This window comes from Vibrio rhizosphaerae, from assembly GCF_024347095.1.
GTDB lineage: Bacteria > Pseudomonadota > Gammaproteobacteria > Enterobacterales > Vibrionaceae > Vibrio > Vibrio rhizosphaerae.
Map to the genome: position 1 here is coordinate 2,780,749 of NZ_AP024903.1, position 17,589 is coordinate 2,798,337.

The 17,589-nt window shown below is 46.0% G+C and carries 13 protein-coding genes and 6 tRNA genes; all 19 read right to left on the reverse strand.

The features are described 5' to 3' along the window. Positions 1 to 3: 3 nt before the first annotated feature. The gene (gene luxS / locus OCV37_RS12080; protein WP_038183133.1) at positions 4 to 522 is read right to left on the reverse strand and encodes an S-ribosylhomocysteine lyase; all 519 of its coding nucleotides are present in this window, start codon (positions 520 to 522) and stop codon (positions 4 to 6) included. A 155-nt stretch (positions 523 to 677) separates the two neighbouring features. Continuing rightward, entirely contained in the window at positions 678 to 2,279 is a 1,602-nt protein-coding gene (gene gshA / locus OCV37_RS12085) for a glutamate--cysteine ligase (protein WP_038183131.1), read from the reverse strand. A gap of 98 nt (positions 2,280 to 2,377) precedes the next feature. Further along, positions 2,378 to 5,221, reverse strand: coding sequence for a M16 family metallopeptidase (locus OCV37_RS12090; protein WP_038183129.1), 2,844 nt, complete (start codon positions 5,219 to 5,221; stop codon positions 2,378 to 2,380). 9 nt (positions 5,222 to 5,230) lie between these two features. Next, on the reverse strand, positions 5,231 to 5,692 hold the full coding sequence (locus OCV37_RS12095; RefSeq protein ID WP_038183127.1) for a YqaA family protein: 462 nt from the start codon (positions 5,690 to 5,692) through the stop codon (positions 5,231 to 5,233). Beyond that, the gene (locus OCV37_RS12100; RefSeq protein WP_038183125.1) at positions 5,686 to 6,636 is read right to left on the reverse strand and encodes an NADP-dependent oxidoreductase; all 951 of its coding nucleotides are present in this window, start codon (positions 6,634 to 6,636) and stop codon (positions 5,686 to 5,688) included. The genes OCV37_RS12095 and OCV37_RS12100 overlap by 7 nt, the downstream gene beginning before the upstream one ends. 123 nt (positions 6,637 to 6,759) lie before the next feature. After that, positions 6,760 to 7,890 carry a sodium ion-translocating decarboxylase subunit beta gene (locus OCV37_RS12105; protein ID WP_038183123.1) on the reverse strand — a complete coding sequence of 377 codons (1,131 nt, stop codon included), beginning with the start codon at positions 7,888 to 7,890 and terminating at the stop codon, positions 6,760 to 6,762. A gap of 9 nt (positions 7,891 to 7,899) precedes the next feature. After that, complete coding sequence (gene oadA / locus OCV37_RS12110; protein ID WP_038183120.1) at positions 7,900 to 9,735, reverse strand: sodium-extruding oxaloacetate decarboxylase subunit alpha; 1,836 nt, start codon at positions 9,733 to 9,735, stop codon at positions 7,900 to 7,902. Positions 9,736 to 9,753: 18 nt separating this feature from the next. Next, positions 9,754 to 10,014 carry an oxaloacetate decarboxylase subunit gamma gene (locus tag OCV37_RS12115; protein ID WP_038183118.1) on the reverse strand — a complete coding sequence of 87 codons (261 nt, stop codon included), beginning with the start codon at positions 10,012 to 10,014 and terminating at the stop codon, positions 9,754 to 9,756. A 284-nt stretch (positions 10,015 to 10,298) separates the two neighbouring features. Beyond that, positions 10,299 to 10,375: transfer RNA gene (locus tag OCV37_RS12120), tRNA-Arg, on the reverse strand. Positions 10,376 to 10,410: 35 nt separating this feature from the next. Beyond that, positions 10,411 to 10,487 (reverse strand) — tRNA-Arg (locus tag OCV37_RS12125). Positions 10,488 to 10,529: 42 nt separating this feature from the next. Further along, positions 10,530 to 10,606 (reverse strand) — tRNA-Arg (locus OCV37_RS12130). A 39-nt stretch (positions 10,607 to 10,645) separates the two neighbouring features. After that, positions 10,646 to 10,738, reverse strand: a tRNA-Ser gene (locus OCV37_RS12135). Positions 10,739 to 10,755: 17 nt separating this feature from the next. After that, a tRNA-Arg gene (locus OCV37_RS12140) sits at positions 10,756 to 10,832 on the reverse strand. 27 nt (positions 10,833 to 10,859) lie between these two features. After that, positions 10,860 to 10,952 (reverse strand) — tRNA-Ser (locus OCV37_RS12145). Between the two features lie 278 nt (positions 10,953 to 11,230). Beyond that, entirely contained in the window at positions 11,231 to 11,431 is a 201-nt protein-coding gene (gene csrA / locus OCV37_RS12150) for a carbon storage regulator CsrA (RefSeq protein ID WP_038183117.1), read from the reverse strand. Positions 11,432 to 11,519: 88 nt separating this feature from the next. After that, positions 11,520 to 12,707 carry an aspartate kinase gene (locus OCV37_RS12155; RefSeq protein ID WP_038183116.1) on the reverse strand — a complete coding sequence of 396 codons (1,188 nt, stop codon included), beginning with the start codon at positions 12,705 to 12,707 and terminating at the stop codon, positions 11,520 to 11,522. A 236-nt stretch (positions 12,708 to 12,943) separates the two neighbouring features. After that, complete coding sequence (gene alaS, locus OCV37_RS12160) at positions 12,944 to 15,526, reverse strand: alanine--tRNA ligase (RefSeq protein WP_038183114.1); 2,583 nt, start codon at positions 15,524 to 15,526, stop codon at positions 12,944 to 12,946. Positions 15,527 to 15,838: 312 nt separating this feature from the next. Continuing rightward, on the reverse strand, positions 15,839 to 16,306 hold the full coding sequence (recX, locus tag OCV37_RS12165) for a recombination regulator RecX (protein WP_038183112.1): 468 nt from the start codon (positions 16,304 to 16,306) through the stop codon (positions 15,839 to 15,841). Between the two features lie 88 nt (positions 16,307 to 16,394). Then, on the reverse strand, positions 16,395 to 17,447 hold the full coding sequence (recA, locus tag OCV37_RS12170; protein ID WP_038183110.1) for a recombinase RecA: 1,053 nt from the start codon (positions 17,445 to 17,447) through the stop codon (positions 16,395 to 16,397). Positions 17,448 to 17,589 lie beyond the last annotated feature (142 nt).

The following is a 17,589-nucleotide window of genomic DNA, read 5'->3' on the forward strand; positions in this document are numbered from 1 at the left end:
ATATCAGTCCACTTTCAGCTCTTGAAGCATTGATTCTGGTAGCGCCAGATCATCATTCTTATTCACGCGAATCCCACTGGAAATAACAGCCTGAGCAATATCTTTTGCTTCGCCCAGAGAGTGCATTGCTGCAGTTCCGCACTGATAAATGTTCAATTCTGGGATTTTGTTCTGGTCTTCAACTTTCAGCACATCTTGCATTGCGGCTAACCAAGCATCAGCAACTCGCTGTTCAGAAGGTACACCGATCAAGCTCATGTAAAAACCAGTGCGACATCCCATCGGAGAGATATCAATGATTTCAACACCATTACCATTGAGATGTGCTCTCATAAAGCCAGCAAATAAATGCTCAAGTGTATGAATACCTTTTTCAGAAAGGATATCCTGATTCGGAACAGTGAAGCGTAAATCAAATACTGTGATCGTGTCGCCTTTAGGGGTATTCATGGTTTTAGCAACACGAACGGCCGGTGCATTCATACGTGTATGATCGACCGTAAAACTATCTAATAATGGCATAATGACAATTCTCCGTTTGACTGGTTTTAAACACCAGTATCAATTGTATCTCTTGGTCATACAAGGTTATCTCAAATCACCTTCACTAAACTACACACTTGATGTTTAGAGAATCAGTCACAACAACGACAACCGAACATCTGTATTCCCGGTAATTATTCACATGCGGCCCGGACGGGCTGCTCTTCCTGATCATTCAGATAAGCAAAATACTGCTGTAAAAATACATCGAAATCACAATGATCATCTTGTTCAATCTGATATTGCTCCATCACGGAACGGGTGACTTCCTGTTCCATCAAGTCTTGCGTGTAATACTGATAGCTAGACGCCAGATGCTGTTGGCGATAAGTTTCACCGAGGGCTCTGCCCGTTTTACCTAATCCGCCAGATTGTTTGATCTGTTCAAGGAACTGCCCGGATAAGGTATTTTCCGGCAGATCAATACAAGCCGATAGCTGTTGGCAAACATCCTGATAAGCACGATCTCCCGCGGCTTGATCCATCCATTCAGCGACAAGTTTTAATTCACCGAAAACGCGCTTCGCCCAGTCTTGCAGCGTCAAAACTTCACCATGGCAGCCAATTTGTAGCGCTAACCCGGGTTTTCTTCCTTCGAGAATTACCTTTTGCCAGTTTTCTCTCCAACAACCCAATTCACAGTCATCCATCGGCTCAGAGTCCGATAGAGCAGCCCAAGTTAAGAACAAATCCAAGAAGCGTATTTGCGTTTCAGTAATCCCTATCGGACTAAATGGATTCACATCCAATGAACGCACTTCAATATATTCAATACCTCTGTTCGCTAATGCTTCAGAAGGTTTTTCACCACTTTGTGTGACCCGCTTAGGCCGAATCGGCGCATACAATTCGTTTTCGATTTGAAGCACATGACTATTCAGCTGACGGTACTCACCATTCACTTTCACACCGATCTGAGCAAATTTTTCCGATGGCGAATGAATCGCCTGACGAAGCCCTTCAAGATACTCGTCGAGGCTATTGAAGCCGATCTTAAGAACACTCTGAGCACTATTGGTATAACCCAAATCGCTGAGTCGCAACGAGGTTGCATGTGGCAGGAATAGCGTTTCACCGATGTTTTCAAAAGGTAGTGATGTTTCGCGACCTTTGATAAATGATGAACATAATGCCGGTGATGCACCAAATAGATAAGGCAGCAACCAGCCGAATCGATAATAGTTTCGAATCACACCCAGATAAGCATCCGACTTCGAAGCACTACGTTCACTATCGGATTGCTTACCATATAAAGCATCCCAGAAGGTTTCAGGAAAAGAAAAGTTGAAATGAACGCCGGAAATAATCTGCATCAGACTGCCGTAACGATTTTTTAATCCCTGACGATACAGCGTTTTCATTTTACCAATATTCGACGTCCCGTATTTTGCGAGTTCGATATTCTCTTCATCACCGACATAACAAGGCATCGACATCGGCCATAGCCCTTCGTCATTGATCGTAACCTGAGCAAAATGATGGATATCGGATAGTTGCTGAATCAATGTCGAAATATCCTGACTCACCGGTGTGATAAACTCAAGCAGCTGCTCTGCAAAATCTGTGGTAATAAACTGGTTGGTCAGTGCAGCGCCCAAGGCTTTAGGATGTGGTGTCTGTACTAACTGTCCATCCTTGGTATATCGTAATGTCTCCCGTTCAACACCTCGATTAAAAGCATTAACGATACCCGGTTGTTGAGCAACCAACTTTAGTCGTGTGGCAAAATTAGTCAAAATATTATTCGCTTCTTGTAAGTTTGTCGTACCCAGTCAGAAAATCCTAAGACACACCGACAATATAATCTGCTTCTCATATTGTCTTTATGTGTACTCTAGTGGACGATTTCAAGATCTTCCATCGGGATATTTAACTTTTCTAACTTCGGTTTCAGGGTCTTCATGTCACCCACAACAATAATCTGATAATCCTTCGGATTGAACCATTTTTTTGCCAGTTGATCCAATACATCTCGACCAACAGTCGCAACGATCTGATTTCTTTGCTGAAGATAATCATGATCCAAACTATAGGCCATAATACCATTGAGCAATTGAGACTTCTGTGACGGCGTCTCATAAGCCAGCGCATCTTGTTGTCCGACAGCCTGACGCATAAAATGCATCTCTTCAGCCGTCATGCCCGATTGGCTGTAACGCTTCATTTCATGCTGTATTTCCTGAATCGCATTCACTGTCGCATCATTGCGAACCGAGGCGCTATAGACAATGACGCCAATTTCCCGGTTTCCCGCCAGTGTACTATTCACACCATAGGTATAGCCTTTATCTTCTCTCAGGTTCTGATTCATCCGGCTATTAAAGTTTCCTGCCAGGTTAAAATTCGCCAATTGTGTCAGGAACGGCTCACCAGTCGCATCAAACGGTAATCCCCGACGGACATAGCGAACAATACTTTGCATCGCACCGGGCTTGTCAACAAGATAGATTTTCTGCCCGTGCAGTTCAGGGACAATCTGAGGATCCAACAATGGCGCATCATCACCTTGCCAATCCGACAAAAAAGCAATGGATTTAATTGCTTCTTGCTTGGAAATATCACCCACGACAGCAATCTGAGTGCCATGCGGCGTGTAGTGTTGGCGATAAAACGACTTCACATCATCCAAGGTGATGGCAGCAAGCGATGTTTCTGTCCCTTCATTGATACGTGCAAACAACGAATCACCGAACAAAACTTGCTGAGTGGCTTGCGAGGCTAACCAACTTAACTTTTGATGTTGATAAATCGCGCCCTGAATCATCTGATTGCGAAGCCGCTTAAAATCTGACATGGCAAACTTAGGCTGAAACAACATCTCATCAACAATGGCCAGTGTCTGAGTCAAATTCTTACTCAAACTCGAGATAGTAATACGGGTACTGTAGGTTTGCGTATCAACAGAAATCACAGAGCCAAGTTTATCCAGCTCGGATTGAATTTGCTCGGCTGAGTGAGTCAGACTCCCTTCCGATAACAGGTGAGCCGTTAATTCAGCCAGTCCTTCTTTTCCCTGAGGGACAAAACGGTTTCCTGCCGGTAAGTTAATGTTCACCAAAACGGTCGGTGTTTCCGTCATGACCGTCCCCATCAGTTCAATCCCATTTTCATAATAGGCACTGTAGAGCTTCGGCATATGCAGTGTGACAGGACCAGACACTGAAGGAATCACCGAACGATCAAACGAGTCGGATACGCTCCGGAATGCCAGATCCTGATCATCAATATGACGTGGGGCAGCACTGATATGTTTAGGGGCAACAAAGTTTGCAGACCTGACTGCCAACTCACGCTTACCTCGTGGTACCACACTTAAAGTCACTTTATGATGATGAACAATAAATTGTCGTAGCACGTGCTGAACTGACGCAGAAGAAACCATTTCAAGCTTGTCCAGCTCCTGCTGCAACCGATCCGGCTGGCCGAAAAATGTCTGATTGCTGGCTAACTGAGCAACCTTGCCTTTGACACTTTCCAGAGCAAAAACAGCATCCGCTTTTGCCATCCCTTTAATCTCATCCAGTCGTTGTTGCGCTACCCCTTGCTGTTCAAGCTGGCCGACAATATTGAGTAGCTTCTGAGATAGTTGTTGCAAATCATGCTGTTTATCCGATGGTGCCATCGCATATACATAAAATGTGCAGGCAAGCTCACCGCATCGCTGAAAAGCACCGGCACTTAACGCTTGTTGGGTTTTGACCAGTGACTGATAGAGTAAACTGTTATTTCCATCCCCCAGCACCTGCGCCAGAACATCCAGTGCCGTCTGACTTTTGGCACCCTTATATTCGGTCGGCCACCCGATGACAACCATCGGCTGTTGGATACGATCTTCCATCGTGACATATCGGTCTGCCGTCAATGTAACCGGACGTTTTGGGGGAGACTTTACTTCTGGTCCTCGAGGAATAGAGCCAAAATACTTTGCGACCCAAGCTAATGTCTGTTCAGTATCAATATCGCCACCAATCGTCAAAACCGCGTTATTCGGGCCATACCAACGGAGAAAGAATGCCTTTAAATCATTGACATCAACATGATCCAAATCCTGAACGTATCCGATTGACTGCCATGAATAGGGATGCCCCGGCGGAAACATTGCTTCGCCCATTTTTTCCCACATCAAACCATAGGGACGATTATCATAATTCTGAGCCCGTTCATTTTTAACGGTGTCACGCTGAATTTCGAATTTTCGCTGAGAGACCGCATCTAGCAAAAAGCCCATTCGGTCAGACTCAAGCCACAACACTTTTTCAAGTTGATTAGCAGGCACCGTTTCATAATAATTAGTGCGGTCCTGATTGGTAGACCCATTCAAAGTTCCACCGGCTTCAGTAACCAACTTAAAATGCTGTTGATCCTTCACATGCTTTGAACCTTGGAACATCATATGTTCAAAAAAATGAGCGAATCCGGTTCTTCCCTGAGACTCTCTGGCTGAACCGACATGATAAGTGACATCAACATGCACTAATGGATCAGAATGATCCGGAGATAAAATGACCGTCAGGCCATTGGCTAATTTATATTTGGAATACGGAATTTGAACTTTCCCTGGCTGAGGCAACTGCTTTTCAACCAAAGTCACACCTTGAGGAAGAGCATCTGAATCGCGAACGGAAGAACAACCGGAAAAAATAGCCAGACAGAGAAGGCAAAGCAATAGCTTTCTCATCTTATCTCCTTAAAACAAACCATAAAATAATGCTGCCAAAATGGCATAGCGAATCGCTTTACCGATCAGGATCAAACACATAGAAGGAAGAAAGCGCATCCGCAGCCAGCCAGCGGCAATACACATTGCATCACCAATTACGGGCAACCAACTAAATAACAAAGCCCAGTAACCGTATTGTCTTAACCAGGCTAAAGACTTCTGACCGCGTTTATTCTCCTGAGTTCTGTTCGGCAGCCATATCCCGATCCAGTAGTTCACCATGCCACCGAGCGTATTGCCCAAAGTGGCGACAGCAATAATTGTAAACGTCGGATATTTGTGAAGGTTGAGCGTCGCAATCAAAGCAGCTTCAGAGCCACCGGGTAGAATTGTGGCACTCAGAAAACCACCGATAAAGAGCGCCCAAAGCGCTGATTCCTGAAAAGAAAAACCGAATCCTGAAATAAAGGTTTCCAAGAATTCTAACATTGCATATCAAGCAAAATTTTGCCTCGCGTATGACCCGTAGCGACTTGGCGATGTGCTTCTTGCACCTCATGAAGCGGATAAATGTGTTGAATTTCTGTTTTCAACAAGCCGACACCAACCATATAGAGCATGGTATCCAGTTGCTCAGGATCCGGATCAACTAACATGCCCATGGCATCAAAACCAAGTAACTTGGCTTTTTCACAAATCATCTCAGCCGTCACAGTCGGTACGGTAACGACCGTGGCCTGATCTCTTAAACACTTCAAAGCATCTAATGCGACCTGACCACCGACCAGATCGATGAGCACATCCACATCTTCAAGCCGTTCCGAAACCGGAGCAAAGTTATAATTGATTGCATGAGCGCCCAGCGTTGCCAGATAATCCAGGTTCTCTTCACTGCAAGTGGTGTAAACTTCCGCTTTTGCAGCCACGGCAATCTGAACCGCTAAATGCCCGACCCCGCCGGCACCGGCAAGGATCAAGACCCGATCCCCCTCTTTGACCTGCGCTTTATTTAACGCCTGCACCGCAGTCTGGCCAGCCAATGGTAATACTGCAGCCGCTTCCAGTGTGACTGACGGTGGCACATAACTTAATTCACTTTCTGGCACGCAGATATACTGGCTATAGCCCCCACCTTTCAAAGGAAAACCAATAAAGCCAGCGACAAAATCATTAATCTGGAAGCGTTCAGCATGCTGACCACATCGAACCACCGTCCCGGAAATATCGTAACCGGGAACCCATGGCAGTTGATCTTTATTCTGATCAGCAGCCCATCCTAAACCGGAACGGGTTTTTACATCGATTGGATTGATTCCGGCAAAAGCAACTTTGACCAACACTTCTCCGGCTCCGGGTTCAGGTATCGAATTGGATTGAATCACCAATACATCTTCGTCACCAAACTGGGTTATCGCAATTTGCTTGTTGTCCATATCCAAAATTCCTTTACCTATTCATAACGATGTAAAAATCAAAGGAATACCCGAGGGTATTCCTTTGAATATATATCATTTTGCCCTGTATCGTGAACCTCTGACGGTAAATTTGCAGAAAAATTAACCGACTAGCGCTAAAAGAATCCCCGCCGCGACCGCTGAACCCAAAACACCGGCCACATTCGGTCCCATCGCATGCATCAGTAAAAAGTTCTGCGGATTTGCCTGTAATCCAACCTTATTAACCACGCGTGCAGCCATCGGGACAGCCGAAACGCCTGCAGCGCCAATCAATGGATTGATACTTTCTTTAGAAAGTTTGTTCAACAATTTAGCCATCAATACCCCACCAGCCGTGCCAATACTAAATGCCACAGCCCCTAATGCTAAAATGCCTAATGTTTCGAGATTTAGAAACTTATCTGCCTGCAATTTGGAACCAACCCCTAAACCAAGAAATATCGTCACGATATTAATCAGTTCATTCTGGGCCGTTTTTGATAAACGTTCGACAACCCCGACTTCCCGCATGAGATTACCAAGACAAAACATCCCGACTAAAGGCGTCGCTGACGGCAAAAAGAGGATCGTCATCAATAACACCAGCATCGGAAAGAAAATTTTCTCCAGCTTGCCCACATACCGTAACTGCGCCATTTGAATTTGCCGTTCTGCCGGCGTAGTCAGCGCTTTCATGATTGGTGGCTGAATAATCGGTACTAAAGCCATATAGCTATATGCTGCAACTGCAATCGCCCCTAATAAATCAGGAGATAAGCGACTCGCCAGGAATATTGCTGTCGGGCCATCAGCACCACCGATAATGGCAATTGATGACGCGTCAGCCATCGAAAACGCCATCCCCGGTACTAAGTTGAGTAAAATAGCGCCTATCAACGTGGCAAAAATTCCCAACTGAGCTGCAGCGCCCAACCATAACGTCTTGGGATTGGCAATCAGCGCCCCGAAATCTGTCATGGCGCCGACCCCCATGAAGATCAACAGCGGAAAGACACCGGATTCGATACCGACATGATAAATGTAATAAAGTAATCCCCCCGGCTCGGTAAAACCGGCGTTCGGAATATTAGCTAAAATAGCACCAAAGCCAATCGGCAATAGCAGTAAGGGCTCAAACCCTTTGGCGACGGCCAGAAATAGCAACAGACATCCGACAAGAATCATGCAAATTTGACCAAATTCAAAATTTGCGATGCCAGTCTCTGCCCATAAGGTTAGTAATCCGTCCATGAGTCACCCTTATGCCAAACTAAATAAAGGTGAACCGACATGTACCGAATCCCCTTCTTTGACCAGAACATCCTGCACCGTTCCATCTTTAGCCGCACGGACTTCGGTCTCCATTTTCATCGCTTCTAAGACAATCAGTACATCCCCCTCACTCACAGGATGACCGGGCAAAGCATTCACTTTAAAAATCGTGCCGGCCAAAGGCGCAGCAATGACCTCAGCATGACTTGTCGAAACCGTCTCACTCGGTTGTGATGCGTTCTTCGATACGGGTGTGACAGTCGTTAACTGACCTTGAGGCCCGACTTCAACTTCATAGACTTGCCCATCGACTTTCACACTATAAGTTTCAACGATCGGAGAACTTTCAACAACCTGAGAGTTTGCAACATTCAGAGAAGCGTCTCCCCCATGAGCAGCATTGACACCTTGCGCATCAACGCCAGCACCGGTTACAACGGTCGGTGAGGGTTCAAAAGCGTCGGGGTTATTTCTGTTTTTGAGGAATTTCAAACCAACCTGAGGGAAAAGCGCATATGTCAGAACATCATCAACAACCGATTCCGCTAAAGTAATCCCTTCCCCTTTTGCTTTCTCAGTCAGCTCTTCAGTCAATCGCGCCATTTCAGGCTCAATCAAATCCGCCGGACGACAGGTAATGGGCTGCTGTCCTTCAAGGACCCGGGCTTGAAGTTCAGCATTAACTGGTGCAGGCGCCGCACCGTATTCCCCTTTCAAAACACCAGCAGTTTCTTTGGTAATATTTTTATAACGTTCACCCATCAGTACGTTAATCACCGCCTGAGTCCCGACGATTTGTGATGTCGGTGTGACAAGAGGGATATAACCGAGATCATGACGAACTTGCGGAATTTCAGCCAAGACTTCATCAATCCGATCCGCCGCACCCTGATCCTTTAGCTGGCCTTCCATATTGGTGAGCATCCCTCCGGGCACCTGAGCAATCAGGATACGAGAGTCAACGCCTTTAAGCTGTCCTTCCCATTGCGCATATTTCTTACGGACATCACGAAAATAAGCGGCGATCGGTTCCAACTGAGCCAGAGACAAACCGGTATCTCGCTCACTGTTCTCAAGCATAGCGACAACCGTCTCTGTCGGCGTGTGTCCATAGGTCTGACTCATCGATGAAATCGCTGTGTCTAAAATATCGATTCCGGCTTCAACGGCTTTGATAGCTGTCGCAGTCGATAAACCCGTCGTTGCATGACAATGCAATGCTAACGGTACATCACAAGCCTGTTTAATTCTCCGGATTAATGTTTCCGCTTCATACGGTTTCAATAACCCTGACATGTCTTTGATACAAAGGGAGTGACAGCCCAAATCTTCCAAACGCTTCGCCAGATCAACCCACATATCAATATTATGAACGGGGCTCGTGGTATAAGACAGTGTGCCCTGCGCGTGAGCACCGACATTAATCGTCGATTGAACCGCTTTCTCGAAGTTACGGACATCGTTCATCGCATCAAAAATCCGAAACACGTCCATCCCATTACGATGCGCGCGCTCGACGAACTTTTCGACCACATCATCTGCGTAATGACGATATCCCAACAAATTCTGCCCCCGCAACAGCATCTGCATCGGGGTTTTCGGCATCGCTTGTTTCAGCGTTCTGAGGCGTTCCCACGGGTCTTCTCCCAGAAAACGGATACAGGAATCGAACGTTGCGCCTCCCCAAGTTTCTAAAGACCAATAACCAACCTGATCAAGCGCCGATGCGATGGGTAACATATCTTCAATACGCATCCGAGTCGCAAACAAAGACTGATGCGCGTCGCGGAGAACAACATCAGTAAGTGCCAATGGTTTAGACATACAACACTCCTATTTATATTATTTATGTTTGGCTGATGAGCGATATTGGTGTACAGCTGCTGAAATGGCAGCAACAACCTGAGGGCTAACATCCGTTGAATGGGTAGGCTTTTGTGGAGACTGACTGACGTCAGGCGATAATGGTGGTGTCTCTTGAGGAACAATTTTAGACATCAGAGTGACCAGATAGACCATGATCGTCAGAAATGCGAAGACGACCAACATTCCTGTCATCATTAAGGTAGCAGCTTCCGACAATAAGCTTCCTATATGATTCATTCTATTTCCTTTTCATCGATTTTCTGGGTAGGTATTTGTTCAACATCCGTATCAACAAATTCAAAACGGGCTACTCTCCAGTTTGACTGACGTCATGCCACCAGACATATGGCCGAGAGCCCGAATATCACATCAAAAATTCAACGCGAACAGTATCGAATAAAGTTTATGCAAATGCTGAGAGAAAGATAGAAAAAAGGAATAAATCAAGACAGTAATACGTGAGTAAGCTATCAAAAAATAAAAGAATAATCGGAAAGAAAATAAGAAGAAAAGTAAAGAAATGGCGCGCTCGGAAGGATTCGAACCTTCGACCGCCTGGTTCGTAGCCAGGTACTCTATCCAGCTGAGCTACGAGCGCGCTGATGAAATGCATCTTTATATAAATTGAAGTAATGGCGCGCTCGGAAGGATTCGAACCTTCGACCGCCTGGTTCGTAGCCAGGTACTCTATCCAGCTGAGCTACGAGCGCACTGTTAAATCAATTTACTGATATTGTCACTGAGTGTCAAAGTGGCGCGCTCGGAAGGATTCGAACCTTCGACCGCCTGGTTCGTAGCCAGGTACTCTATCCAGCTGAGCTACGAGCGCGCAATACTTCAATATTCACTGACACTGTGTCGCCGCTAATGGCGGTGAGGGAGGGATTCGAACCCTCGATACGGCTACAAACCGTATACTCCCTTAGCAGGGGAGCGCCTTCAGCCTCTCGGCCACCTCACCACAACACAGTCACAAAGTGGCGCGCTCGGAAGGATTCGAACCTTCGACCGCCTGGTTCGTAGCCAGGTACTCTATCCAGCTGAGCTACGAGCGCGCAATACTTCATGTATCAGGCAAGACATGGCGGTGAGGGAGGGATTCGAACCCTCGATACGGCTACAAACCGTATACTTCCTTAGCAGGGGAGCGCCTTCAGCCTCTCGGCCACCTCACCGTCTTGCGGAGGCACATATTACGATTTACCAAAAATATGTCAAACATTTTCTTGGAAAAAACGGGAAAAAACGCATTAAGCGTTGGCTATTTAATCAATGTGAAATAAATTGATTCTTTTATCGCCAGCCAAGTCATAACTCGTCTGAAATCACCAAACAACTGGATTTGTGAATCGTCTCATCAGTGCGATAAAAATGAAGAAGATAGTGAGAATTATCGCTATCGCGTAGCAATAAAAAAGGCTGACAAAATAATTGCCAACCTTTCATTCGGGAATTAATAGCTCGGTGTACCTGAACTACTACTTCCTCCTTTTTCTGCTTGAATACGCATGTATATTTCTTCACGGTGAACAGATACTTCTTTGGGAGCATTGACACCAATTCTCACTTGGTTGCCTTTCACACCGAGGACAGTTACCGTGACTTCATCACCTATCATGAGCGTTTCGCCTACACGGCGAGTCAAAATTAGCATTCTTTGGCTCCTTGAGTCATCTCTGCTTTGCCTTAACCACATTATTATCTATTAAAAACCCTATAGGGGTAAACTGTCTCATACAAAATCAGCCCATAAAACGCTGTTTGGGCTCATGATCAACAAATGAACCGGAAATGACATAAGCTTCATGAATGACATTTGCTGCACTATCTATTTGTTCAGGCGCGATCACCAAACTATGAGATAAATTGTCAGAATAACCACTATCTATCAGAATATTGGCAGAACAAAGCAATTGATATGTTGAATCAATCAAATCATTCGCTTTCTTGCCGACAACCGTCAGTAAGCTAACTGGCTTACTATTACGGATTTTATCTTCAAACACCAGTCCCAACTTGGCACTGGCATCCTGTTTAATCAGTAAAGCTGTAAATTCTGCATCACCGATCACATTCCATACATCAATTCCTAACAAATGGCATTGTTTCAGAATGGAATCAACATGATGAGATTCAAAGCTCAGCTTGATCATCTCTTTTTGTACCGCAATGCCACACACGTCATACGGTGAGTCTTCCCCACGGATGAGGGTTCCCTCATTATGTTCAAAGGTCGATAAAACCCGCAATGGCACCTGATTTTGCCACGCATATTGAACGCATGGCAAATGGAGCACTTTTGCCCCTTTGCGGGACATTTCTTCCATTGACGGGAAATCGATAACATCGAGTTTTTGGGCATTGCCGACAATTCTGGGATCAGTACTGTAAATGCCATCGACATCGGTAAATATCTGACACTCATCAGCTGCCAGCATTCCGGCAAGCGTCACCGCCGTCGTGTCAGAACCGCCACGTCCTAACGTCGTGATATCACCATTCTCATTCACGCCCTGAAAGCCAGCAACAATCACGATCGTATCGTCATTCAATAGCTGCTGAATTTTCGCAGTATCCGCTTGTAGAATCGTCGCATCATTATGCTGATTTGTCGTCACAATACCAAGCTGGGAACCCGTGAATGAACGCGCTGAATACCCCATTTTATGCAGCGTCATTGCCAGCAGAGCCATCGAAACCTGCTCACCAGCCGATAAAATCACATCCAATTCCCTAGCATTTGGAACCCGATCAACCTGATGGGCTAAATCTAATAATCGATTGGTTTCACCAGACATGGCCGACACCACGACCACCACCTGCTGACCACGCGCTTTCGCATCGATTACATGTTGCGCTACCGTATGGATTCGTTCAATCGAACCCATCGATGTCCCACCAAATTTTTGAACTATAAGGGGAGTTTTCACCAGTCGTCACCTTCCTAAGACAAAGTCTCACTCAGAAATCAACTCAGACAATCTGTTTGAGTATCATTCGGTACATGGCGATGTCATCTCAGATCCAAAGAACATCGCCGTAAAAATATGATAAAAACAAAACCAAGTGGCTTATCAGCTTAGTTTACAGACGCTAATTAAACCACTTGGTCAGGGATAAATAATTATTTTGAATCAATCTAAAGTTACATGTAACTCAACTCAGATTACAACTGGGATTCAATCCATGTTTCTGCTGATGCCAGAGCCTGAGGCAATGCATTCACATCACTCCCGCCAGCCTGAGCCATATCGGGACGGCCACCACCCTTACCACCAACTTGCTGAGCCACCAGATTAACAAGCTCACCGGCTTTGACCTGACTCGTCAGATCTTTCGTCACACCGGCAATGAGGCCAACTTTATCATCATTGACATTGCCTAACAGAATCACACCACTGCCCAGCTGATTTTTCAGTTCATCAACCATACCACGGAGCGCTTTATTATCCGCTCCCTGTAGCTGTGCGACCAAAACCTTCACGCCGGCAATCTCTTTGACTTGCTGAAGTAGATTGGAACTCGCCTGAGATGCCAGTTTATCTTTTATCTGCTGGATTTCTTTTTCCAGCTGTCTTGATTTCTGGGCTGCTTCAGCCAGTTTCCCTTCATAAATTGCCTGCTGCTGCTCAATCATGTCCAGCGCAGCTTCACCCGTCACAGCTTCAATCCGACGAATCCCTGCAGCAATACCACTTTCAGACACAATCTTAAATAAGCCGATATCACCGGTATTACTCACATGAACACCACCACACAGTTCAGTCGAGAAGTCGCCCATAGATAAGACGCGGACTTTGGTATCGTATTTTTCACCAAATAAAGCCATCGCACCTTTTGCTTTCGCTTCATCAAGTCCCATGATGTCGGTTTCAACTGTATGATTCCGTCGAATGTGCTGGTTGACCAACCGTTCAACTTCTTTCAGCTCTTCAGCAGTCATTGCCTCCATATGAGAGAAGTCAAACCGCAAGTTTTCCGCCCGAACCAATGACCCCTTCTGCGTCACATGCTCACCCAGAACGCGGCGCAATGCTGCATGCAGCAAATGCGTCGCTGAATGGTTGAGAGATATGGCGCAACGTCTTTGAGCATCAACCTGAGCTTTGGCGGATTCACCTTGATTCAGAACGCCTTCAACCAATGAGCCATAATGGATAATTGCATTGCCCTGCTTCTGAGTGTCTACCACCTGAAACACACCGCTATCGGTACGAATCACACCGGCATCGCCACACTGGCCACCCGATTCGGCATAAAATGGCGTTTCATCCAAGACCAACATCGCATGATCACCGGATGATAACGTTTCTGTCGCTTCACCATGGACAAACATCGCAACAATCTTGCCCTGCCCTTCTGTGCCTGTATAACCACAGAACTGACTTGATGCATCAACTTTAATGATGGTGTTGTAATCCGTACCGAACTGTCCGGCTTCACGCGCACGTTGACGCTGTGCTTCCATAGCCTGTTCAAATCCGGCTTCATCAATGCTGAGTCCATGTTCACGCACCACATCATTGGTCAAATCCGCAGGGAAACCATAGGTATCATAAAGTTTGAAGACGGTTGCGCCATCGAGAACTTTGCCATCCAGGTTTTCCAGCGCTTCATTCAGAATCGACATCCCGCGTTCCAGCGTTCGGCCAAAGTTTTCTTCTTCGATACGCAGTACTTTTTCAACCACAGCCTGCTGTTTTTTCAACTCGTTACCGGCACTGCCCATCACCTCAGCCAGCGGTCCCACCAATTTATGGAAGAATGCGCCCTCAGCACCGAGTTTGTTACCATGGCGCACTGCACGGCGAATAATGCGTCGCAGGACATAACCACGACCTTCGTTTGATGGGACGACGCCATCAACAATTAAGAACGAACAAGAGCGAATATGATCGGCAACCACACGAAGCGACTGATTTGACAGATCATCACACCCAATCACTTGTGCCGCTTCTTTAATCAGGGTCTGGAAAACATCGATTTCATAATTAGAATGCACGCTCTGCATAATGGCAGAAATACGCTCAATCCCCATACCTGTATCGACAGATGGTTTGGGCAACGGTTCCATGGTTCCATCCGCATGGCGGTTATACTGCATGAAAACGTTGTTCCAGATTTCGATGAATCGATCACCGTCTTCTTCTGGTGATCCCGGAGGACCGCCCCAGATGCTGTCCCCATGATCATAAAAGATTTCAGAACACGGACCACATGGACCGGTATCACCCATTTGCCAGAAATTATCCGACTCATAAGGCTTGCCTCCCTGTTTATCACCAATACGGATGATGCGATCGGCAGGAAGACCAATTTGCTTGTGCCAGATATCAAACGCTTCATCGTCAGTCTGATACACCGTGACTAACAGACGCTCCTGAGGCAACTTGAGGACTTCAGTCAAAAACTCCCACGCATAGTGGATAGCATCTTGCTTAAAATAATCACCGAAGCTGAAGTTACCCAACATTTCAAAAAATGTATGGTGCCGCGCAGTAAAACCAACATTTTCCAGGTCATTATGTTTACCACCGGCACGAACACAGCGTTGTGCTGTCACAGCACGGGTATAATCACGCTTTTCTAAACCAAGAAAACAGTCTTTAAACTGGTTCATCCCCGCATTCGTGAATAGCAGTGTTGGATCATTGGCAGGGACCAAAGATGAACTGTCTACGATTTGGTGTCCTTTTGTCTCAAAGAACGAGAGGAACGCCCGGCGAACCTCGTCAGTGCTCATGTACATGTGCTATTCCTGAAATATTCAAAGATTCAACTAAAAATTTGCGCACTATTGTAAAGCATGGATAAAGGTTCGCCTAGTTTTGTTTTGAAGTGTCACCCGAGATAAACCAAGTCGCTCATCGACTTTATGCGCTTGAAAAGGTATATATTCCTGTCGGAAGCCCCTTGAGATGAAATGAAACAGAGAGGGATAAAAACGATGTGGGATGACGTCAGGATAACGCCCCCGGTCTGATCTTCGCCAATGACCGTTCAATAACAGGCCGAGCACGATGTTGGCCAGTGCTGCATGTTTCCGGGTTCGGGGATAACATCAATCGCTGTTGTCCGAAGCCAAGGCATACTGAATCTGTTCGAAATCAAAGCCCCGATACTGTAAAAAACGGACTTGTTTAGCATACATTTTCGGATCTTTCTCAGACGTTTCAATGCCGGAACCAAACTTTCTCTCAGCCGTTGATTTTGCTAATTCAAACCAATCAACATCCAGTTCAGCTAACTGCTCAGCGATGATTGACTCATCGATTTGCTTTTGCTTCAGTGCCTGATAGATTCTCAGCTTACCGTGACCTTTCGCCAGATGATGCCGGATCATCCCTTGTGTATAGCGGACATCATCCAGATAGCCATACTGTTCACAAGCCAGAACAGCCTGTTCGACGTCTTTCTCGTCAAAATCTTTCACCACTAGTTTTCGGTACAACTCAGTTCGACCGTGATCCCGGCGGCTTAAGAGCTGGATCGCTGTTTCCAGACAAGTTCTCGGATGTGCTTTATGCATCGGCAATCCCCCCTTAAAAAAAGCCCCGCATCACTGCAGGGCTGTTTGACATCTTATCGCTTAGCGCGTCATCTGAGTACGTCGCGAATTAATTCTCTTCTTCTTGCTGAAATGCGGGTTCAATCACTTCCTGATCATCTTCAGGGATCGGATTATTATTCAGCAACATGTCGCGAATTTTATGGTCAATGACTTTGGCAACTTCAGGATTTTCACGCAGGTATTTACAAGCATTCGCTTTGCCCTGACCAATTTTATCTCCGTTATAGCTATACCAAGCCCCTGCTTTTTCAACCAGTTTATGCTTCACGCCTAAATCAACCAGTTCACCTTCGCGGTTAAACCCTTGACCATACATGATTTGCGTATTTGCTTCTTTAAATGGCGCAGCAATTTTGTTTTTCACCACTTTGATACGCGTTTCATTACCGACGACTTCATCGCCTTCTTTAATTGATCCGGTACGACGAATATCCAAACGAACAGAGGCGTAGAACTTAAGTGCGTTACCACCAGTAGTGGTTTCAGGGTTACCAAACATGACCCCGATTTTCATCCGGATCTGGTTGATAAAAATACACATACAATTCGATTGTTTCAGGTTACCGGTCAACTTACGCATCGCCTGAGATAGCATCCGCGCCTGAAGCCCCATGTGGCTATCGCCCATCTCACCTTCAATCTCGGCTTTCGGCGTTAATGCTGCAACCGAGTCAACTACCATCACATCAATTGCACCGGAACGTGCCAGTGCATCACAGATTTCTAATGCTTGCTCACCGGTATCTGGCTGAGAGACCAATAACGAATCAATATCAACACCAAGCTTCTTCGCATAAACCGGATCCAATGCGTGTTCCGCATCGATAAATGCGCAGGTTTTTCCTTCACGTTGCGCAGCAGCAATCACTTCCAGAGTTAAGGTGGTCTTTCCTGAAGATTCCGGGCCGTAGATTTCAACAATCCGCCCCATCGGCAAACCGCCGGCACCTAAAGCAATATCCAGAGAAAGAGACCCGGTAGAGATCGTTTCAACATCCATGGTACGGTTATCACCAAGACGCATGATTGACCCTTTACCAAACTGCTTTTCAATTTGTCCCAGTGCCGCGGCCAGTGCTTTTTGTTTGTTCTCGTCCATTACGTTCTCCAGACAGTCACTTTCAGATATTAAGTCTATGGGTTGTTCCCCGAAATATGTTGAATGATTATACTGTAAATTCATACAGTGTCCAGACCTGTTGATGAATTTTCCTGACAGGTTTGAATCCTTGGGATCAGAT

Excerpts from the sequence above, each read along its gene's own strand:
- luxS (WP_038183133.1), bottom strand. The coding sequence starts at position 522 with ATGCCATTATTAGATAGTTTTACGGTCGATCATACACGTATGAATGCA.
- OCV37_RS12090 (WP_038183129.1), bottom strand. The coding sequence starts at position 5,221 with ATGAGAAAGCTATTGCTTTGCCTTCTCTGTCTGGCTATTTTTTCCGGT.
- OCV37_RS12095 (WP_038183127.1), bottom strand. The coding sequence starts at position 5,692 with ATGTTAGAATTCTTGGAAACCTTTATTTCAGGATTCGGTTTTTCTTTT.
- OCV37_RS12100 (WP_038183125.1), bottom strand. The coding sequence starts at position 6,636 with ATGGACAACAAGCAAATTGCGATAACCCAGTTTGGTGACGAAGATGTA.
- OCV37_RS12105 (WP_038183123.1), bottom strand. The coding sequence starts at position 7,890 with ATGGACGGATTACTAACCTTATGGGCAGAGACTGGCATCGCAAATTTT.
- oadA (WP_038183120.1), bottom strand. The coding sequence starts at position 9,735 with ATGTCTAAACCATTGGCACTTACTGATGTTGTTCTCCGCGACGCGCAT.
- OCV37_RS12115 (WP_038183118.1), bottom strand. The coding sequence starts at position 10,014 with ATGAATCATATAGGAAGCTTATTGTCGGAAGCTGCTACCTTAATGATG.
- csrA (WP_038183117.1), bottom strand. The coding sequence starts at position 11,431 with ATGCTAATTTTGACTCGCCGTGTAGGCGAAACGCTCATGATAGGTGAT.
- alaS (WP_038183114.1), bottom strand. The coding sequence starts at position 15,526 with ATGTACATGAGCACTGACGAGGTTCGCCGGGCGTTCCTCTCGTTCTTT.
- recX (WP_038183112.1), bottom strand. The coding sequence starts at position 16,306 with ATGCATAAAGCACATCCGAGAACTTGTCTGGAAACAGCGATCCAGCTC.
- recA (WP_038183110.1), bottom strand. The coding sequence starts at position 17,447 with ATGGACGAGAACAAACAAAAAGCACTGGCCGCGGCACTGGGACAAATT.